This is a genomic window from Paenibacillus sp. MMS18-CY102 (assembly GCF_009789195.1).
Classification (GTDB): Bacteria; Bacillota; Bacilli; order Paenibacillales; family Paenibacillaceae; genus Paenibacillus_T.
Genome location: NZ_WSTC01000013.1, coordinates 116,155 through 136,828, shown reverse-complemented (window position 1 = coordinate 136,828; position 20,674 = coordinate 116,155). Strand labels below are relative to the sequence as shown.

The window sequence follows — 20,674 nt, the reverse complement described above, 5'->3', positions numbered from 1 at the left end:
CTTAAGAAGCAGCCGAAGTTTTAGCCGTTTGCTTTGTTTTTTGCTTGCCTCTAAGCATAAGCCAGAGCGGGCTCGCGATACATACGGACGAGTACGCGCCGCTGGTCAGGCCGATAATTTTCGCGAGGGCGAACAGCTTGATCGATTCGCTGCCGAACAAGTACAAGCTGATCGCAACGATCAATACCGTCAATACCGTGTACACGTTCCGGGCCATCGTTTGCCATAAGCTCGCGTTGACCATCTCTGCCAATTGCTCTTTATTTTTTGTTTTGCTAAAGCGCAGGTTCTCACGGATACGGTCAAAGATAACGATTTTATCGTTAATCGAGTAACCGATCGTCGTTAGTACAGCTGCAATGAACGGAAGGTCGACTTCTAATCGGAAGATCGAGAACAGCGCCACAACGACAAATGCGTCATACAAAATTGCGATGTTCGCCGCTACCGCGAAGCGCCATTCGAAGCGAATCGCTACGTAAATCATAATCGCGAGACTCGCAATGATGACCGCGTAGATCGTCTTCACGCCGAGCTCGCGCGCCATATCCGGCGATACGACGTTGACTTCAGCAGACACTTGGTCTCCGTATTGTTTCTTCAAAACGTTCATGATTTCCGTTACTTTCGCCTGCTCCAATACTTCATCGAAACGTACGGACAAGCGTTGATTGGACGCGCCGCCTACCGTCGGGGCCAAATCTTTGTAACCGAGCGTGCCGAGAAGCTCTTTGGCTTGATCTTGCGTTACTGCCTTGCCAACCTCGATATCCATATTCGTGCCGGCTTTAAAGTCTACCCCGTAGTTCAAGCCGAAAACGAGCAATGATACGATGCCCAGCACCACCAAAGCAACGGAAGCGCCGAAAAACTTCTTCTGATGCTTAATAAAGTCAAAGCGGATATTGGTATGGAACTTATCGTTATAGTGCACGGATCTCCGCCTCCTTCACGCCATAGTAGCTTGGCTTGTTAAACTTATTGCTCCGAATGAGCAAGTGAATGAGGAAGCGAGAGAAGAAAATATTCGTCAAAATACTAACGAGAATACTGAAAATCATCGTGAGCGCAAAGCCGCGAATCGCGCCATTGCCGATGACGTACAGCACTACGCTAGCGATAATGTTCGTAATGTTCGCGTCCATGATCGTTCGCAGCGAGTTTTTGGAACCTGCTTTAAGTGAGGACAGCAAGCTCTTGCCGCTACGAATTTCTTCCTTAATCCGCTCATACATAATGATGTTCGCATCGACCGCCATGCCGACGCCGAGGACGAATGCCGCGATGCCTGGAAGCGTAAGCGTTGCATTCATCATAATAAATACAAGCAAAAGCAACCAAACGTAGGATACAACCGTAATGCCAGCTATCACGCCTGGAATACGGAAGAGCAAAACCAAAAATACGAGAATGATGCCTGAACCAATCAAGCCCGCTTCAACTGTTTGATGGAGCGATTGTTGGCCAAGCTTCGCGCCTACGCTTTGCGTATACTTTTCAGTCAGCTTAAGCGGCAGCGCGCCAAGGTTAATGTTGTCCTTGAGCTCCGTCGCTTCTTGTATCGTGTAAGTGCCAGTAATGCTCGCTGTGCCGCCACTGATCGGATAGTTAACCTCTGGAGCGGAGAGCAGCTTATCGTCAAGATAGATCGCCAGCTGTTGCTTGGTCAACCGCGTTGTAATCTCTTCAAACTTTTTCGCTTCCTTAAGCTTGATTGTAATATACGGATTGCCGAATTCATCACGTTGAACCGCGGCGCCGTTTTCTACGAAATCCAAACCGTTAAGCTCGATCTTGTCATGATTCGGACCGCTGCGGAAGGTCAAATTAACCGGCTTCTTCAGCATGTCACGAACCTCGTTCTCATCGGTTACGCCGGCAAGCTTCACGCGAATGCGGTTGCTGCCCTCGGTCGTAATTTCAGGCTCGGCAATCCCCTTCTTGTCGATCCGGGCTTCCAAGCTTTTTCTCGTTTCCTTAAGTGACGATGGCGTTACCTTCTCGCCACCCTCCATCGGCGAAGCCTCATACAATACCTCGAAGCCGCCCTTCAAATCCAATCCCAATCTGATGTCTTTTACTAGCCCTGGAGTGGTCCAAGCAAATACGCCGGCCATGATGACGATAATACCCAGGAAGGCTACTAACCTGCTGCTGCCTTTCATCGACCCATTATCCCCCTTATGTTCTCAATAGTCCTATTATACCGACAGGGCAAAAAGCAGTCAAAAAAAGTGCCGTTTCGATTAGAAACGGCTTCCCCGATACGCGTCTAACGTCATTTGGTTCATAAAACTCGTCACTTTAAGCGACAAAATGTCGTTAACAATGACATGCAGCGCCGGTTGTCCATGCTTCACGTATTTCGCCTTTACACATGACCAGACTTCTTCCGCCTCTACATGCTCGTACCCGATTAGCCGGAACTCTTCTGCCTTGCTTTCGCATAGCGACTGCACCATACTGTTGAACTCTTCGTCAGTCATGTTCGTCATCGCTCGCCCTACCTTTCCATCGCCATGCTGCACTTGCGCAATGGGCAACAAGCATATATTCGCCCCTGCCAGCCAGAATCCTTCCGCCAAAAATTGTAAACGATGCACAACTTGCCTTCTTGAAGTGGACATGCGCCGCCGCTATCCCGCATAAGGATGGGAGAGAGCTTGTTCTTATGAAGAGAGGGAAGCGTGTGACGAAACAGTCTTTCATGAAAGGCGCTATGATTCTGCTTATCGCTGGCATCATTAATCGGCTGCTCGGATTTGTTCCGCGCATTGCACTGCCACGCATTATTGGCGCCGAAGGAGTTGGGATCTACCAGCTCGGCTATCCTTTCTTGTCCGTCATGCTCACGATCGTTATTGGCGGCATCCCGCTAGCTGTCGCCAAGTGGATTGCCGAGGCTGAGTCACAAGGCGACCATCGACGTGTCAAACATATTTTTAGAACGGCCATGCTGCTTACGGTTTCGTTATCCATCGTCCTAACCTTGCTATTGCTTCTGTTCGCTCCACTTATATCTTCCCATGTCCTGCCCGATGCCCGTGTGTACCAAACTTTCTTATGTATGACGCCTCTGGTCGTTATTATCGGCATCTCGTCGGTCTATCGCGCCTACTTCCAAGGCATGCAGAACATGATTCCAACTGCGGTTTCCCAAGTCATCGAGACAGTTATTCGCATTATTATTGCGCTCACCCTCGCAGCCGCCTTGTTGCCGTACGGGCTGGAATGGGCTGCTGCTGGCGCTATGTTAGGCACTGTTGCTGGCGAAATCGCCGGGCTTGCTGTCACGCTATACCATTATCGGAAAGATCGCCGAACGAAGCGAGCCTTTGAATCTGCTGAAAACGAAGAGCCCCCTGCCACCAAGCCAACGCCTCTAAGCTTCAATACACGTCCGGCGCCCGTCCTGCAACGTCTGTTGAAAATTTCGGTTCCGGTCACAGCCAGCCGGCTAGTCGGTTCGTTATCTTACTTGTTCGAAACGATCCTAACGAACCGAAGCCTTGCAGCAGCAGGCATCGTCGTTGGCGTTGCTACTTCCCAGTATGGTGCTTTGCAAGGGATGATCGTCCCTCTTATTCTCCTTCCGACCGCGTTGACCTATTCACTATCCGTTTCGCTCATCCCGTCGTTATCTGAAGCGGCAGCTCGGGGCGATTACGCGCTTATTCAAAAAAGGCTGCTGCAATCGCTGCGTTTATCGCTCGTTTCCGGTGCTCCGTTCGTCGTCGTTATGACGCTATTTGCTGAGCCGCTATGCCGCATGATCTACAATCATCCCGATGTTGCGCCGATGCTTCGGCTAATTGCCCCTTTTGGCCTGTTCATTTACTTGCAGGGCCCGTTTCAAGCAGCGCTGCAAGCGTTGGATAAACCTGGAACCGCTCTGTTGAACACCTTTATTGGGGCAGTCATCAAACTAATTCTCATCGTACAACTCGCCTCCAAGCCTGAGCTTGGGATCTATGGGGCAGCTATTGCGATCTGCGCCAATATCGCGATTGTTACTGCCTTGCATGGCTGGAGCGTCGCACGCTCAGTGGGGTTTCATCTCCCCTATCTTGATTACATTAAGGTTTGCGCTGCGATGACTGTCATGGGCGCTTTCGCTTTATGGCTTATGAACAGTGCCTGGCTGCCGCTTGAATCCTTAAATGTAATGCTCGCCTCATTCGGCGGTTTGCTCATCTATTTAATCATTATGATGTTTACTGGCATTATCGGCCGTCAAGACTTGCTTAGGCTTCCTCTTATTGGGCGATTGTTCAAATAAAAATAAAACAACGCATCGTTTGATTGCTCCCTCGCAATCGGTCGATGCGTTGTTTTTATTTGCGATTGCGGCTCTTGTCCACGTACCACTTGCCCCGATGGTCGATCGTGCATAAGAAGACATCTTTGAAATCCGAAACGCCGCGCTGTTGAAGTTCATTTTTGAGCCAGAACCTCGTTTTCTCCAGCTTTTCTAAGTTCTCATCCTGTACCTTCCCATCCATGATCAGCGGGACCGGCAGCATCTCGAATCGATAACGATTCGGAAAAATCGCCGAACCCGAACCCGTTGTGTTCGCTTGGTTCCCTGCATTCGCCCCTGGATTTGCAAGGTTCACTGTGCTTGCATGATTACGCTCGGCCTTTTCTGCGTTATCGGAGAGAGCAGCTTCTGCTGTGGACGCATTAGAAGTGCTTCTATGCCAATGGTCTAACGCCGCTGACTCCTTATCCCGCTTGATGACGGATAACTTCCCGCTTGTCTCCAGTATGGCGAACTCGACATCGCCTACTGTGCTAACACCATTTTCGCGAAGCTGAAGCATCAGGTCATCTAAGTTATAGCGCCCTTTGGTCATAACGCCACGGTTTATTTTTCCATTCTCCACGATAATGCTAGGCTTTCCATCGAATAGCAGCCGGATTTTTCGGTTTTTCATAGCGATGAACGAGATAATGATTTGAATAATCATTAACAATGCCATCGGAACTATCCCGTGCCACATCGATCGGCTGGTGTCCTCAATTACGATGACAGCAATCTCCGCAATCATAAACGAGATAACGAGGTCCAGTACAGACATTTTGCCAATCTCCCGTTTCCCCATAAACCGCATCACCAAAAAGACGACGAAGTAAATCAGAATCGTTCTTATGAGCAGACTCCATAGCTCTCCGGTCTCCACACCTCACGCCCTCCTTACGCTGCATTCGTCTTGTACACGGTATTGTCACCTTTCGTTCCCACCGTCATGCGATGGTTGATTATCGAATATATGGCAGTCCGCCCATTCTTGGTCTTAGGCGCTGGATTAAATTCCAGTACTATCATGCAGGTTCGCTTGTACTAAACCCGCTTGCCAAGCCATACAGTGAAGTAAGCCCAATAATTGATCGTGGAGGAGGCCTGTAACAAAATGAATCCGATTAAAAATGTTTCCAAAGTCAACGTTTCATCCCCTACACTGGCCGGAGCACTGACTGCTTGTATATGGCTAGCTGCAGGTGCACTTATTCTGTCCTTCGCCTTGCGGTTTAGCGGCATGCAGGAAACATCGCTGCCGATGTCTTCATTAATCGTCCATGGATGCGCGTCACTTGCTGGCGGTTTTTCTTCTGGCAGAAGATCCGGACGCAAAGGCTGGTACTACGGCGGTGCGCTTGGCCTTGTTTATGCCATTCTAATCATTCTTATCGGTTTCTTATCCATCAATGCCGGCTTCTCTGCCCAGACATGGTCATTGCTAACCATTGTCATTCCAGCAGGTTCACTGGGCGGCATGATTGGTGTCAATCTGAAGAAATGATGCTGCCTCTGCGAATTTTCCCCTGAATTGTGATATACTAATGCAGGCGCTTTTGGACAACCGCATCACAGTCTTAGGGGGATCAAGAATGGTTTTGTTTCACGATATGGGAGACGTCGCGCTCTATACAACATTGGTCGTCACGTTGTTTATCGCTTATGGCGTGGCCGGAAATCCGTTTGCAGCCGCTTACGCATTTCTGAAGCATCTCGTTATCTCCCGTCGGTATTTGCTCCATTTTGCAGCATTAGCCGCGATCTTATTTGTGAACAAGTATGAGATGAAAATTGAAAACAAGATGGACTATGGAGCTAACTTTACCTCGTACTTCAAATCCATTGAAGGCAATTTTGTAGCTACAATCCAACATACGTTCCATAATGATGTCATTACGACGTTCGTTTCCTTCACTTATGTCGTCGTCTTTCAAGCGATCATGCTTGCTTCGATCGGCATCTATACGTATAAAAGCGAATCCAAAAAAATGTTCTACGCAACCTGCTATGGGATCATGCTCAATTATTTGGTTGCTATTCCATTCTTCTTATTCTTTCCGATTAATGAAGTCTGGTCGTATGATCCGAATGTAAAGTTTCTGATGTTGGATGTATTCCCTACCTTCGAGACGGAATATCGCGCACTTTCTGGCTTAAACAATTGTTTCCCAAGCCTGCATACCTCACTTTCCGTTACAATGGCTATCTTAGCTTTACGTTCGGGCAACAAAAGATGGGCAGCGCTCGTCTGCACGTTTGCTGTCATCATCATTTTCTCGATCTTCTACCTGGGCATCCATTGGTTAATCGATATGTGTGGCGGTGTAGCCCTTGGCTTATTTGCTTCTACGATGGGCATGAAGCTTGCTCAACTGCAAACGGTACAGCGATTGCCAAGTCATACTCTTCCTGTACGTACGTTCGCGAAAGAGGAGAGCAATTAATTAGAATGGCATGCTGTGATGGCAAAATAGACAAGCAAAAAAGCCAGTCCCAATGGGACTGGCTTTTTTGCATCATGTTAGAGAACTATTCCGATTTCTCGGATTTCTCAAGCTTCTTCTCCGTCGGAGCAGGTGCGCTCGTGACGACATTATTGATTGCGCTGCGATCAAACGTAATTTTGACCGTGTCATTGACGCGAACGACAGCCACATCATCAGTCAATTCTACGATCGTTCCGTGCATGCCGCCGATGGTCGAAATTTTATCGCCCTTCTTCAACTGGTTCAGCATCAGATTACGCGATTTGGTTTTCCGTTGTTGTGGACGGATAAGCAAGAAGTAGAACACAGCGAACATGAGAACGAATGGCAGTACCAGTCCCCAAATTCCGCCGCCCGAAGACGTCGATTCTGCTGCAAGATACATGGTTGTTCCTCCTTTCTTTTAGAAGCCTCTTTCGTTGTCATTCAGGCCGTAACGCGCGAAGAACTCGTCCCGGAAATCAAGCAGGCGATCATCCATAATCGCTTGGCGTACGTCCTTCATGAGCTGCAATAAGAAGTGCAAATTATGGTACGTCGTCAGTCGAATGCCAAATGTTTCATCGGCCTTGATCAGATGACGGATGTACGCGCGAGAGTAGTTCTGGCAAGTGTAGCAATCACAAGCCGGATCCAACGGGCCAAAATCATCAGCGAATTTCGCGTTACGAATAACGAGGCGGCCTTGGCTTGTCATCGTTGTGCCATTGCGGGCGATCCGTGTCGGAAGAACACAGTCGAACATATCAATCCCACGAATGGACCCTTCGATTAGCGCATCCGGTGAACCGACACCCATCAAATAGCGCGGCTTGCCGGACGGCATCAGTGGAACCGTGTGGTCAAGCATATCATACATCAGTGGCTTCGATTCGCCTACGCTTAAGCCACCGATTGCAAACCCTGGAAAATCCATCGAAGTAAGTTGTTCTGCGCTCATTTTGCGCAAATCCGCATACATGCCACCCTGAATAATGGCAAACAGCGCTTGGTCATGCGGCCGAGCATGCGCCTTCAAGCAGCGCTCCGCCCATCGCGTTGTACGTTCAAGCGACTGCTTCACATAGTCGTATTCAGCCGGATATGGCGGGCATTCATCGAATGCCATCATAATGTCCGAGCCTAACGCATTCTGAATTTCCATCGCTACTTCTGGCGAAATAAACAGCTTGTCCCCGTTCAAATGCGAGCGGAACGTTACGCCTTCTTCGGTAATCTTACGCATGTTCGCCAAGCTGAACACTTGAAACCCGCCGCTATCTGTCAAAATCGGGCGATCCCAGTTCATGAACTTATGCAACCCGCCTGCTTGGCGGACGATTTCATGCCCTGGACGGATGAACAGATGGTACGTGTTGCTCAAAATAATTTGGGCTTCCATCGACTTCAGTTCTTCCGGGCTCATCGTCTTCACTGTCGCCTGCGTGCCTACAGGCATAAAGGTTGGCGTCTCAATAATGCCATGGGGGGTATGAACACGCCCCAGACGCGCCCCAGATTGCTTACATACTTTAATTAATTCGTATTTAACTGCCACGAAAGTCCCTCTTCCATCTTGTCTATTGATCGTAAGTGTTAAGCTAATAAATCAACATGGCATCGCCAAAGCTGAAAAACCGATAGCGAAGCGCAACCGCCTCCTGGTAGGCTTGCATAATAGCATCCCGTCCCGCTAGAGCGCTTACGAGCATAACGAGTGTCGACTTCGGCAGATGAAAGTTCGTTAGCAGCGAATCTACGAGTTTGAACGAATAGCCCGGGTAAATAAAAATGTCCGTCCATCCGCTGCAGGCCTGCACGGTCCCGTCCGTAAATAGGGACGCAGCACTTTCCAGCGTGCGTGCAGATGTCGTGCCCACGGCAATAATACGTCCGCCACGAGATTTGGTTTCAACAATTTGTTGGGCCGTCGTCTCGGATAACTCGAAATATTCGCTATGCATCACATGCTCTTCCACCGTATCAACGCTCATCGGCCGAAACGTTCCAAGGCCAACATGCAGCGTAACATAGGCTATGCCTACGCCTTTGCGCTGCAGGCGCTCCAACAGCTCGGTTGTAAAATGAAGGCCTGCAGTCGGTGCCGCAGCTGAGCCTTCATGCCGGGCGTACACCGTTTGGTACCGTTCCCTGTCATCCAGCTTCTCCTTGATATAAGGAGGCAGCGGCATTTCACCGAGCCGATCTAGCAGCTCTTGAAAAATGCCCTCATATTCAAAACGTACAATCCGAGAGCCATGCTCGCCTTCCGCTTCGATGAATGCCCGCAGCAGCGGTTCTCCCGCTTCATCTGCTCCGAAAACAAGCTCCGTACCTGTGCGAAGCCGCTTCGCTGGCTTGGCCAATGCTTCCCAGCGGTTATCGCCTAACGCTTTAAGCAGCAGCAGCTCTACCTTTGCTCCAGTATCGCTTTTCATGCCGAACAGCCGTGCAGGAATGACGCGCGTATCATTAAGCACGAGCAAGTCTCCCGGCTGCACATACTGCTCAATTTCGAGGAAGGTGCCATGCTGAATTTCACCCGTACGCTTGTCCAGCGTCAACAGGCGCGATCCCGTCCGCTCAACGAGCGGCGTTTGGGCAATTAGCTCCTCCGGCAGTTCAAAATCAAATAAATCTACATTCATAGTGTCCGCCCTTACTGTCCATTACTTTCCTTCGATCGTAATATCTTTGTAGTAGTATTGCAAGATATAAGCATAGTCATACCCTAATTGTGACAATCCCAAAGCGCCATACTGCGATAACCCCACACCGTGGCCGTTGCCGTAACCGTAGAAGCGAAACTGTGGATCACGTGTTGCGGCTCGAACCTGGCCCGATCCATTCATTATATAATAATTCGAAGCAGCAGGCTTGCTCTCGCCGTCAGCGCCGGCCACGTACAAGGTGCCAGAGCTTGCTGGGCGTTCGGCCTTCATTTCACCAGCTCCGATTATCGTAGCCCGCGCTGTTTCATCAATTGTAAACCGTGTGCTCAACAACCCGCCCATGAGTGAGCGATAACTGATTGGCGTCTTTACATTCATCGGTTTGCCATTGACGGAAACTTGAATCACACGTCCGGATTCGCCATATTGGGCATCCAGCGTCTTGACCGGCGCTGAACTGCCTGTCGATTTCTGCAGCGCCTCTGGCGTGAATGGCCCCGCTATCCAATTCATATTGTTGGATTCGACGACCGTATCAATAACGACAACATTCGTGCCTTTAGCTAGTTTGCTAACGGACGCCATGGCTTCGTTAATAATCGGCGTTTGGCGAACGTTGACACCCTCTGTGTTTGTGGCAAAAATTCGTGCCCCAACTGGGTTAACCTTCCCCGTATTGCTCAGCAAATCTTCCCGCACGAATCCTGATTCGCCCGTTGGCAAAACAACGCGATACCAATTTTTCAACCCTTTGGCAGCACTTTGGTCCGGGCTCGGCACCGACTTCAAATAAGGCACTGCATTGCCCCAAATTTCAGTCGCGTCCGCCGTCTGTCCGCCAGCATTAGAGGAGAACAAAGCTTCAATCGGTTTGCTATTGTATAGCGCGATAACGCCAGCCGTGTCATTCACGGCTGATGTAGCCGATGCTTTCTCGCTGCCTATCCCGGTATACATTTGGCTAAGCTCAGTATCGTTCACATGCGCAATGCCAAATGACAAGCCCTGGTATAACGCGTATGTACGTGCTGCAACAGCCTGTGTCTTAAGCGCCTCCGCTGGCCAAGAGGAAGGCATCTCCGACGGCACAACCGAATAGAGGTATTGCTCAAACGGCAGCTCATTGATAATTGCTAGCTTTCCATTATACACGCTAGCCTCGAATGAGCCGCGGTAGGTTCGATTCGACCGTTCGGTTAGCTTGATGCCCTGTGTGCTGTCCGTCGATAGCCATAACTTCGTCGAACCCGATGGGAAAGCATACGCTACTTGCTTGGATTGCGCCGATGCCGTCACCGTATGGTCATCGCGAAGCAGCAAATACGGCGTTGCCGCATCCACTTCACGAAGCGCTGGAGCTCCGCTTACTTTGGCAGCCAACGATTTGGCTGCGTTCAAGGCTGCCGTATCCGCAGCTGAGCCAATCATAATGCTATAGGATGGTTTTCCAGCCAAGACGCGAACGGCAGGGTAAGCATCCAAGCCAGCAGCACCAAGCGTCCTCGCAGCATTGCGCGCCGCATCCTCGGATGCATAGCTGCCGCCTTCAAGGTGCAATGGGCCTGACACGGAAGCTTTCACGTTCCCAAGGAGCGACGCTACGTTCGCGTCTTTGCTCCACTTGTCCAACGCTGTCTTGGCAGTTGCCGCTGTACTGTAGCTGCCCTCAGAGACGATATAAAGGAGCTTTCCGCTCTTCTGCTGTGAGGTAATTACCGCTGAACCGCCCAGCGCCTGCAGCCGTTTCTGAACGGCCAATGCTGTATTGAAGTCACTCGTTTCGGCCATCTTCGCCTTATAGTCATCCACAGCAATCCGAACGGCATTCGTGCCGGCATTAAACCACTGTTCAACAGAAGCAGGCGTTCTTATGCCAATCTTCAACCCGCCTGCTGCCGTAAAGGTCGCTGCAGCCGTGTTGTAATGGTATTTGGCTGAATCGATATAAAGCGCGACGCGAATCGTATCTAGCTTAGGAATCGAAGCCCCTTCTGACGGCTTTTCCGACCAGATCGAGACGGATACGGCCATTGCAAGCGTTAATGCGGAAATCGCCGTTCGCTTTTTCAACTTATGCTTCACTAGCCTAACCCCTTCCTTATCCGGTTAGTTTCACTTTTATGGCGACTCGCCCGGCACCGGAATTCCCAGATGGCGATAAGCCTGCGGTGTCGCAATGCGCCCGCGCGGCGTCCGCTGAAGCAAGCCTACCTGCATTAAGTAAGGCTCATAAACATCCTCTATCGTTTGGCTTTCTTCGCCTATTGTGGCAGCAATCGTATCGAGCCCAACCGGGCCGCCCCGGAAGCTCTCAATCATCGCCCGCAGCATTTTATGATCGATCGCATCAAGCCCCATCGGATCCACACGAAGCAGCTCCAGCGCATATCGTGCAAGCTCGTGGGTAATAATGCCGTCGCCCCTAACCTGTGCAAAATCCCTTACCCGCTTAAGCAGCCGGTTCGCGATACGTGGCGTTCCCCGTGAACGCAACGCGATTTCAGTCGCTGCTTCCCCTACAATGCTGACACCGAGAATGTCCGATGCCCGCGAAACGATGAAGGCCAGCTCATCAGTCTTATAGTACTCTAGCCGGCTAACGACGCCGAAACGGTCGCGGAGCGGAGCGGACAACAGCCCCGCCCTCGTCGTAGCTCCAATCAATGTGAAAGGCGGCAAATCTAACCGAACCGAGCGCGCGCTAGGCCCTTTGCCGATCATGATATCAAGCGCAAAATCTTCCATCGCGGGATACAAAACTTCCTCGACGGAACGATTAAGCCGATGGATTTCATCGATGAACAGCACATCGCCCTCTTGCAGATTGGTCAGCAATGCGGCTAGATCGCCCGGACGTTCAATTGCTGGTCCCGACGTTGTGCGTAAACTAACACCTAGCTCATTGGCTATAATGTTCGATAGCGTCGTCTTGCCAAGGCCTGGCGGTCCATAGAGCAGCACATGGTCAAGCGCTTCCTTGCGCAGCTTTGCCGCTTCGATGAACACCTTCAAGTTTTCTTTGACGTTCGATTGCCCGATATATTCCGCTAGATAGCGGGGACGCAAGCTTAATTCCACCGCCTGGTCTTCCATCATCAGGTTAGCGGATATGATGCGTTCATCCTCCACGTGCCATCCCTCTTTCCATCATTACCCTTTAAACAGCTGTTGAAGCGCCCGCTTCATGAGGGAATCAACCGATTCCTCCGCTGTAATTGATGCGCGCAGCCCTTCGAATGCCTTATCTAATTCCGCACCTGTGTAGCCAAGCGAGCCAAGCGCTTCACGCGCCTCTGGCCAAGCGCCGGCAAGCGCTTGTTCGCCAGCAGCGCCTTTGCCTTCGTTCGTATCCCACGCAGATGGATCAGCGCCGAATGCAAGCGGGGCATTGCCCAGCCTGTCCTTCAAATCGAGAATCATGCGCTGCGCAGTCTTCTTCCCAATGCCAGGCAGCTTCGTAAGAAACGTGACGTTTTCTTGTTGAATCGCTGCAACAATCGCTTCCGGCCGGCTGCCCGCCAATACGCCAAGCGCAACGCGAGGGCCAATGCCCGAAACATCCAGCAGTTTGCGGAACATCGTCTGTTCCTCGCGCGTGGCGAATCCAAACAGCTGAATCGCATCTTCCCGAACATGATGATGAATATAGACCGTTACTGGCTCATTGCTCCGTGCGAATCCATACGGATTAGGAGTGAATACCCGATAGCCCACATCCCGCACATCTAGCACAATATATTCGGTTTCCCAATGGGCGACCGGGCCTTTCAAGAAATCGATCATTATCGTGGCCCCCCGTTTAACTTATTCGTTAGCACGACGGAATGCGCGTGGCAAACCGCTACAGCAAGCGCGTCAGCAACATCATCCGGTTTTGGAATGGCACTGAGCTTCAAAAACATCTTTACCATCTCCTGAACCTGCCGTTTCTCCGCCTTGCCGTACCCCACAACTGCCTGTTTAACCTGCAGTGGCGTATATTCCGCGATTGGAAGGCCACGTTGGGCGGCTGCTAGTATAACAACGCCCCTTGCTTGCGCAACATCAAAAGCCGTCGTCACGTTACGGTTGAAAAACAGCTTTTCCACCGCAACGGAATCCGGCTTGTATTTATCCATTAATGCCGATGCCGACTCGTATACCTGCATCAGGCGTGTCTCCGAAGGCGTATGTGCCTTCGTCTCAATCGAACCGTATTGCACGGGTGTGAGCTTATGTCCGTCTTTATCAATGAATCCGAATCCCACGATCGCAATCCCGGGATCAATGCCCAACACACGCAACGCTTTCCTCTCCTTACTTGCCCGCTATAAACAGCACTGCCTTCTATTATAGCAAATAACCGCATCGATGAGAACACGCGTTTCTCTTTCAATGGGAGCTTTAGGCAGATTCACTGCATGATGCGGTCCGGCAGGACCAGGTTTTCTATCTTCCAATTATCCTGATTGCCGTGTCGTTGCATTTTGTACAACGGGAACAGCCGGAATAGCTTGCTCCGAAGGTTCCCATTGCAGTTCATACAACGAGATGCGGTCCAAAATCGCCCAAATGTGCCCATAATCTAGAAGAGGACTTCCCCATTGCACCATATGCAATGACGCCTCCTCACTGCCTCGCTCGCGTTGATTCTATTGTACAAACTGCAATAAGCTGCTGCTGCACGCACCAACACCACCTTTCATACGACGCACACCGCAGCCGGCAAGCAATCATAACGCCTACCGTTGCAGCACACAAAAAAAGGGGTGTTCCCAGCCTTCGTGGCTTCGGGAACATCCCTTTCTCATACTCAATATCGCTTACTTGACGGGTTCATCACGTTGCGCGAAGCATCAATAGCAAAATCACTAAAAGATGACAGCACGCTATAATAAGACGCTTTATCTTCAACGCGGATGCCGTCCACCAAACGTTTCCACTCTTCTTTGGGCAGATGGCTCTCCATGAATCGAACGTCCAACTGGTAGAAAGTACGGACCGCGTTTTCTTTCTTAGGCGGGCCTTCGAACAACGTTAGCCGGCCGCTTGGATCGATGCCGAACATGGCGCTCTCCTTACATTGAACGGACAGGTCGCTAACCTGTTCCTCCAGTTGCAGAGTCGGTTCCCCTCGTACAGGCACATCCAAGCGAACATGCAGCACTGTAGGGCGTTTAACAAGCCGAACCGCTTCAGCAGGAGGCCGCAATCCAAGCGAACGGAACTCTTCCCCACAAATGTAGCTGCGATGGATGTGCACCTTCAATGGCCCTTGTTTCATCGAAATTGATCGAATGATCTCCTGAAGCTGCTTAGGCTCCATGCTGGCATCTTGATCTGTTGCTGCCCCGTATGCCCGATCAATCGGGAATCCGGACAGCAAACTGTATGAGACTATCGCTGCTATGCTGCCTAATGTCCACATCGGGCGTCCACTGCGACGAAGCTTGCGTTTGAGCTGTTTCCATAGGCTGAATGCCTTCATGGCGATTATCCCCTTACATTCCTTTTCCGTTATTGTGCCTGGAATGCAGGGAAATATTCACGCAAAATGCAAACAACGGGCATCGCCCACATACGGCAGCGGTTATGCCCGTTGTTTCATATAGAAAGCCCGTATTGCTTAGTTATCGTTAATCCAAGGCTTGCTGCCGCGGCGCTCTGCCGGGCGGGAAACAACATTGCGCACCGTCACTTTCTTGACAGGCTTGCGCGGAGGGTTCCGTTTAACCGATTTTGCTGGCACTGCCAACACTTCCTGCACGTCTACCTGTTGGTCTTCTTCCCTTCCCTTGCCCTGGCAGCCACAGGATTTGTCAGCTACAGCTGCCTGAACAGGCCATGTTGGATAAGCTCCGTATGGCCAAGACGATTGCCCAGCAGCGAATGGATCAACATTCGCTGGCGACACCATCGGCGCGCCATAGCCATATTGCTCTGGCCCAACATTCGCTGGCGATACCATTGGCGCACCGTAACCATATTGCTCTGGCCCAACATTCGCTGGCGACACCATTGGCGCACCGTAACCGTAATGCTCTGGCCCAACATTCGCTGGCGACACCATCGGCAAACCGTAGCCATATTGCTCTGGCCCAACATTCGCTGGCGACACCATCGGCGAACCGTAGCCATATTGCTCTGGCCCAACATTCGCTGGCGACACCATCGGCGAACCGTAGCCATATTGCTCTGGCCCAACATTCGCTGGCGACACCATCGGCGAACCATAACCATATTGCTCTGATCCAACATTTGCTGGCGATACCATCGGCAAATCATGCCCATAATGCTCTGGCCCAACATTCGCTGGCGACACAGCTGTCGGTGAGCCATAGCCATATTGCGCAGGGTCGACTTGGGCTGGCGATACCTCCGGCATGCCATAGCCATGCCCTTGGTCAAACGCCCCGCCTACGAGCGGGTTGCCCCACGGATCGCAATGCTCATCCGCCACGCCTGCCACAGGATGGCCGTAGCCGTAGCCTTGGGCAACCGGCGATACCTCCGGCATATGCGGCACGCCATACACGGCCCCCGCCTCCACTGCCGGAATGCCGCATTGCTGGAACAAATGTACGTTTTGCGTATGGTACTCTACATGTACGGGATACGTCTTCTCAAGCACGACTGGCATTGGCGCAGGGATCGGCGCTGGCAGTGGCGTAGGCGCGATTGGCGCCAGCGCTTCCGGCTTCGATTCTACGATTGGTGCTGTCGGTGTTTTCTCGATTGGCGCTGTCGGCGCCTTCGCAATCGGTGCCGTCGGCACTTTGCCAGTCGGCTTCTTCCCTGGAATGACGCCTGTCGGGATTTTGCCAGCGAGCCCTTGCACATTGTTCATAATCGAGGATGGGGAGAAATGCCCTTGGCCATTCCCGGCTCCCGCACCATTCTGGACAGGCTCTAGGTTCATCTGATGGACGAGATGCTCCGCATGCGAACCATGCGGCTTCGGAATGTTGACGATATCGCCGGTAAGCAGCACATTCGGATTCGTCAACTGCGGATTCGCTTTGATCAATTCATTCAGCGACACGCCCCACGCTTTGGACAGCTTCCACAACGTATCCCCTTGCTTGACAACATGCTGATGCATAATGCCATTGCCCCCGCCAGCATGGGAGCCGCCAGATCCGCCATGCGAAGGAATTTTCACCTTCATTCCAACGTCGATGACGTCGGCATTCGTAATGCTCGGGTTAAGTTTCAAAATCTCATCAACAGATACGTTATATTTCTGTGCAAGCAAATAGAGCGTATCTCCTCTTTTGACGATATGGATTTTCACTCCCCGCATACCTCCTGTCACGGTCTTCTAAGCAAGCTAGGCATAACGATGCCCGCCCACCAATCCTTACATCCTATGCAGAATCTAGGCAGATGTCCCCATTAAAATAAAAAAAACTCTTCAGGCGCCAAAGCGCCCAAAAAGTTTCCATTGCTTGCTATCCATTATGCTTCTTCTGTTGGCTCGTACGAAAAGGTCGGATACGTGCCCATAATGCGAACTTGGAAGCCGATCGCCTCAATCTCAGCAATAGCGGACTGCAGCAAAATCGTATCCAATGACTTGTCGACATCAATCATAAAGTAATAGGTGCCGAGCCGTTTCTTCGTTGGGCGCGATTCGATCCGTGAAAGGTTAATTCGGCGCCAAGCGAATGCCGACAGTACCTGGTGCAGCCCGCCTGGATAATCTTCAGGATGGGAGACGATAATCGTCGTTTTCTGCTTATCTGACGTTTTGCCTTCCAGCGGTTTAGGGCCGACCAGCAAAAATCGGGTGTAGTTGTTATCATGATCCGTAACGCCCTCTTGCAGCACGTTCAGGTCATTATTAGCTGCTGCTGTCTTCTGGCCGATCGCCGCCCAACCAAGTCCCGGGTTGTCCCGAACGATGCGAATCGCTTCTGCCGTGCTCCCGATATGCTCCAGCTCCGCGTGTGGAATATGTTTACGCAAAAATTGCAAGCATTGCGCCATCGCCACTGGGTGGCTCATGACTTTCTTGATGCGGGAGTAATCGAGTACACCGTTGCCATCCGTTAGTTCGGAGCGTAATCCGACGAGATTTTGCACAGAGGGATAGACCCATTCTGCTTGAATCGGCAAGTCCACCTCATCGATCAACCAGTCCGTATGTAAGCCAACCGATCCATCAATCGTATTCTCGATTGGAATGACAGCGTAATCCGACCGGCCTTCCGCAGTGCTTAGAAACACATCTGCAATAATGCGGTGGTAGTCATACGATACATCTTCAATCCCCTTGAACAAATGGCGCGCAGCATCATCCGAAGTTGAGCCTTGCGGCAATACAGATACTCGAATCATGCGCGCACCTCGCTGCGAATTCGGTCAATCAGCGGCCTATGGTCGCCTTCTTCGGCTTGATACAACTGCGGGCTGTTATTGAAAGGCTCAAGCCAGATCGCCTCAGCTTCAATATCTTCCCGAGCTAGCGTATCCAGCAAAAATTGCTCCAGCTCCTGCTTGCGCCCGCTGTTCGTATCGACGAATGCAATGAGCGTCGGGCCTGCACCGCTTAAAGCTGCGCCTAGAGCGCCATGCTCCGAGGCTTGAGCCAAAATCGTTTCCATTCCTGGAATCAACGGGGCGCGGTACGGCTGATGCAGCCGATCCTTCATTGCCTTGCTAACCAGCTCCAACTGGCCGGTTGCAAGCGCTGCGACGAGCAACGAGCTGCGGCTTACGTTGTAGATGGCATCCGCCATGCTGACTTCCTTGGGCAGCGCATGGCGCGCTTTCTCCGTCGACAGCTGGAACGACGGCACAGCCACTAGCGCCTGCAGCGATGGATGCGGAACGATCCGCACATAGCTTGCTTCTTCGCCATCCCATGCAGAAACGACAATGCCGCCGAACAATGAAGCGCCAACATTATCGGGATGGCCTTCGAGTGCCGTCGCCATTTGGAACAGCTTATGGTCAGACAATGGTGAGCCAATGAGCGCATTCGCTGCAACAAGTGCACCGACAATCGCCGAAGCGCTGCTGCCCAGCCCACGCGTGAGTGGAATATCACTGTACATGGAAATGGACAATTCCGGTACAGAAACGCCTGCCTCATTGAACACCATCTGCGCGACTTTATAAATCAGATTGGATTTATCGGTCGGCACTCCATTCATTTGATCGCCATATAGCGTAATAGTCGTCTCTGCCGCTCGCCCCATCTCTACCCAAGCGAATAAAGACAGCGCCATGCCGAGTGTATCAAAGCCCGGCCCTAGGTTTGCTGTGCTTGCCGGCACTTTAACGATTATGCGTGGTCCGTACATGTTTCCCTCAACTCCAGCCTTCTCACATATAGTGGAATCGGACGCCGCCTAAGCGACGCCCGAGAAAATTTGTATGATTGCCTAGCCTTCTACGCGATAGACGCTTTTCACTTCACGGATAACATCCAGCGATTGGAATGCCTTCAGCACTTGGTTCATTGCCGCCTTGTTCGCGTCATGCGTAATAACGATAATTTCTGCCTCTGGATTATGCGGGTTCGGCTGCTGCAAGACAGACTGCAAACTTACCTCATGCTCCGCAAACACTTGCGTAATCCGCGCTAGTACGCCTGCACGGTCTGCAACATTGAGCAGCAAGAAGTATTTGGACGAAATCTGGTCGTCCGTCTTCAGCTTTTTCTCTTTGTATGAGATAACGCCTTGTTTGCCGTTCACGCCTAGCTTCAAATTTTTAACAACTGCAACCAAATCGGCTACGATGGACGTTGCCGTCGGGAGCTCACCCGCGCCTGCGCCATAGAACATCGTCTCGCCAACCGCTTCGCCATGTACATAAACCGCGTTGAATACGCCGTTTACCGATGCAATCGGATGGCTCAGCTTTACCATCGTCGGCTGCACGCTAACACTGATGTAGTCATCCTGGCGTTCTGCAATGCCGAGCAGCTTCACTTCGTAGCCGAGGCGCTTCGCATAGGCGATATCCTCTTGGCTAACGGAGGAGATGCCTTGTACCGACACATCCTCAAGCGCAACGTTCGCACGGAAGCCTAGCGTTGACAAAATCGTCATTTTACGGGCAGCGTCAAGGCCTTCAACGTCCGAAGTCGGGTCAGCTTCTGCATACCCCAGCTCTTGCGCTTCTTTCAATACCGCATCATAGGATGCGCCCTCTTGGCTCATCTTCGTCAGAATGAAGTTCGTCGTGCCGTTCACAATGCCCATAATTTTCGTAATGCGATCGGAGGAGAAGCCTTCAATCAGCGTTCGGATAATTGGGATGCCTCCCGCTACGCTTGCTTCATACAACACATCGCATTTGTTTTCCGTTGCCGTTGCGATGATCTCGGGACCGTGCAGGGCCATTAGGTCTTTATTCGCCGTCACGACATGCTTGCCGCGTGCTAGCGCCTCAAGAATATAAGCTTTCGTATCGCCGATTCCGCCCATTACTTCGACGATGACGTCAATCTCTGGATCGCGAATAACATCCCACGGATCTTCCGTTAGTTTCGATTGGTCGATGCTGATTGAGCGTTGCTTCGATTTATTTTGAACCAGAATTTTCTCAATGACGATTGCCGAGCCAACCTGGCTTTGCAGATCTTCTTGATGGCCTTCTACGATCCGAACCACGCCGGTTCCTACTGTCCCTAGACCGAGTAATCCTACTTTAACTGGTTTCATCCGATGACCTCCATCAACCGTAATTTACCCCTGCCCGATGACCGAGGCTTTGCGGACACCCTCAAGGCTGCGTATCCGATCCATGAGTGCGGACAGCTCTTCTGTCATATACGACGTATCAACCGATATGACGACATTAGCCAGCCCCTGCAGGGGGATGCTCTGATTAATCGTCAACACATTGCCCTCTAGGCCAGCTACCAATCCAAGCACGCGGGACAAAATGCCCGATCGATGGTCCAAATCCATCGATACTGTCACGATTCGCTCCCGGTCCAACTCGCTAAGCGGATAGACCCCGTCCTTATATTTGTAGAAAGCGCTCCGGCTTAGGCCCACACGCTCTACTGCTTCATGCACGGTAGCGGCTTCGCCCCGCTTAAGCATGTCCTTCACCTGAATCGTCTTGACGATCGCTTCTGGCAAAATGTCTTCGCGAACGACATAATAACGTGCCGTCATTTATCGTCCTCCTGAAAGAGACAATTGTTCACCTATAGTGGACATTGTACGCGAATTTACGTACTTTGACAATAGGCAAACCGCGAAGTGCCAGCTCTCCCTTTTATTGAAAACTTATAA

General features: G+C 51.3%; 21 protein-coding genes. 3 read left to right on the top strand and 18 right to left on the bottom strand.

The window, feature by feature from the left end:
- Position 1 precedes the first annotated feature (1 nt).
- From secF to GON22_RS26560, 3 genes are all read right to left on the bottom strand, one after another.
- Positions 2-934: a protein translocase subunit SecF gene (gene secF, locus GON22_RS11800; protein ID WP_160396294.1), complete on the bottom strand. Its 933-nt coding sequence runs from the start codon at positions 932-934 to the stop codon at positions 2-4.
- A complete protein-coding gene (gene secD, locus GON22_RS11795) occupies positions 924-2,165 on the bottom strand; it encodes a protein translocase subunit SecD (RefSeq protein ID WP_160396293.1) in 1,242 nt (413 codons plus the stop codon). Before secD ends, secF begins: the two co-directional genes overlap by 11 nt.
- An 81-nt stretch (positions 2,166-2,246) precedes the next feature.
- The gene (locus GON22_RS26560; RefSeq protein WP_336604296.1) at positions 2,247-2,603 is read right to left on the bottom strand and encodes a post-transcriptional regulator; all 357 of its coding nucleotides are present in this window, start codon (positions 2,601-2,603) and stop codon (positions 2,247-2,249) included.
- An 86-nt stretch (positions 2,604-2,689) separates the two neighbouring features.
- On the opposite strand from GON22_RS26560, the gene spoVB reads away from it, so the two are divergent.
- Positions 2,690-4,279, top strand: coding sequence for a stage V sporulation protein B (spoVB, locus tag GON22_RS11785; RefSeq protein ID WP_160396292.1), 1,590 nt, complete (start codon positions 2,690-2,692; stop codon positions 4,277-4,279).
- Positions 4,280-4,334: 55 nt separating this feature from the next.
- Here spoVB and GON22_RS11780 read toward each other — a convergent pair whose 3' ends face one another.
- Positions 4,335-5,183, bottom strand: coding sequence for a DUF421 domain-containing protein (locus GON22_RS11780; RefSeq protein ID WP_336604295.1), 849 nt, complete (start codon positions 5,181-5,183; stop codon positions 4,335-4,337).
- A 231-nt stretch (positions 5,184-5,414) separates the two neighbouring features.
- On the opposite strand from GON22_RS11780, the gene GON22_RS11775 reads away from it, so the two are divergent.
- A complete protein-coding gene (locus tag GON22_RS11775) occupies positions 5,415-5,804 on the top strand; it encodes a TIGR04086 family membrane protein (RefSeq protein ID WP_160396291.1) in 390 nt (129 codons plus the stop codon).
- Positions 5,805-5,892: 88 nt separating this feature from the next.
- Positions 5,893-6,744, top strand: coding sequence for a phosphatase PAP2 family protein (locus tag GON22_RS11770; protein WP_160396290.1), 852 nt, complete (start codon positions 5,893-5,895; stop codon positions 6,742-6,744).
- An 85-nt stretch (positions 6,745-6,829) separates the two neighbouring features.
- Here GON22_RS11770 and yajC read toward each other — a convergent pair whose 3' ends face one another.
- The 14 genes from yajC to GON22_RS11700 form a co-directional block, all read right to left on the bottom strand.
- On the bottom strand, positions 6,830-7,171 hold the full coding sequence (gene yajC, locus GON22_RS11765; RefSeq protein ID WP_160396289.1) for a preprotein translocase subunit YajC: 342 nt from the start codon (positions 7,169-7,171) through the stop codon (positions 6,830-6,832).
- An 18-nt stretch (positions 7,172-7,189) separates the two neighbouring features.
- Positions 7,190-8,323, bottom strand: a complete 1,134-nt coding sequence (gene tgt / locus GON22_RS11760; protein ID WP_160396288.1) for a tRNA guanosine(34) transglycosylase Tgt — start codon at positions 8,321-8,323, stop codon at positions 7,190-7,192.
- 43 nt (positions 8,324-8,366) lie between these two features.
- Positions 8,367-9,413, bottom strand: a complete 1,047-nt coding sequence (gene queA / locus GON22_RS11755; protein WP_160396287.1) for a tRNA preQ1(34) S-adenosylmethionine ribosyltransferase-isomerase QueA — start codon at positions 9,411-9,413, stop codon at positions 8,367-8,369.
- Positions 9,414-9,434: 21 nt separating this feature from the next.
- Positions 9,435-11,519 (bottom strand): SpoIID/LytB domain-containing protein, encoded by a 2,085-nt coding sequence (locus GON22_RS11750; RefSeq protein WP_160396286.1) that lies wholly within the window; start codon positions 11,517-11,519, stop codon positions 9,435-9,437.
- A 36-nt stretch (positions 11,520-11,555) separates the two neighbouring features.
- Positions 11,556-12,533 (bottom strand): Holliday junction branch migration DNA helicase RuvB, encoded by a 978-nt coding sequence (gene ruvB / locus GON22_RS11745; RefSeq protein ID WP_040713479.1) that lies wholly within the window; start codon positions 12,531-12,533, stop codon positions 11,556-11,558.
- A 54-nt stretch (positions 12,534-12,587) separates the two neighbouring features.
- On the bottom strand, positions 12,588-13,220 hold the full coding sequence (ruvA, locus tag GON22_RS11740; protein WP_160396285.1) for a Holliday junction branch migration protein RuvA: 633 nt from the start codon (positions 13,218-13,220) through the stop codon (positions 12,588-12,590).
- On the bottom strand, positions 13,220-13,720 hold the full coding sequence (ruvC, locus tag GON22_RS11735; protein WP_160396284.1) for a crossover junction endodeoxyribonuclease RuvC: 501 nt from the start codon (positions 13,718-13,720) through the stop codon (positions 13,220-13,222). The genes ruvA and ruvC overlap by 1 nt, the downstream gene beginning before the upstream one ends.
- Before the next feature lie 156 nt (positions 13,721-13,876).
- Positions 13,877-14,029, bottom strand: coding sequence for a hypothetical protein (locus GON22_RS11730; protein ID WP_160396283.1), 153 nt, complete (start codon positions 14,027-14,029; stop codon positions 13,877-13,879).
- Positions 14,030-14,229: 200 nt separating this feature from the next.
- Complete coding sequence (locus tag GON22_RS11725; protein WP_160396282.1) at positions 14,230-14,904, bottom strand: BofC C-terminal domain-containing protein; 675 nt, start codon at positions 14,902-14,904, stop codon at positions 14,230-14,232.
- Between the two features lie 138 nt (positions 14,905-15,042).
- A complete protein-coding gene (locus tag GON22_RS11720; protein ID WP_160396281.1) occupies positions 15,043-16,710 on the bottom strand; it encodes a LysM peptidoglycan-binding domain-containing protein in 1,668 nt (555 codons plus the stop codon).
- Between the two features lie 164 nt (positions 16,711-16,874).
- Positions 16,875-17,756: a prephenate dehydratase gene (gene pheA / locus GON22_RS11715; protein WP_160396280.1), complete on the bottom strand. Its 882-nt coding sequence runs from the start codon at positions 17,754-17,756 to the stop codon at positions 16,875-16,877.
- Positions 17,753-18,724, bottom strand: coding sequence for a homoserine kinase (gene thrB, locus GON22_RS11710; protein ID WP_160396279.1), 972 nt, complete (start codon positions 18,722-18,724; stop codon positions 17,753-17,755). Before thrB ends, pheA begins: the two co-directional genes overlap by 4 nt.
- Positions 18,725-18,805: 81 nt before the next feature.
- A complete protein-coding gene (locus GON22_RS11705; protein ID WP_160396278.1) occupies positions 18,806-20,092 on the bottom strand; it encodes a homoserine dehydrogenase in 1,287 nt (428 codons plus the stop codon).
- Between the two features lie 24 nt (positions 20,093-20,116).
- Entirely contained in the window at positions 20,117-20,554 is a 438-nt protein-coding gene (locus tag GON22_RS11700) for an ACT domain-containing protein (protein ID WP_160396277.1), read from the bottom strand.
- Positions 20,555-20,674 lie beyond the last annotated feature (120 nt).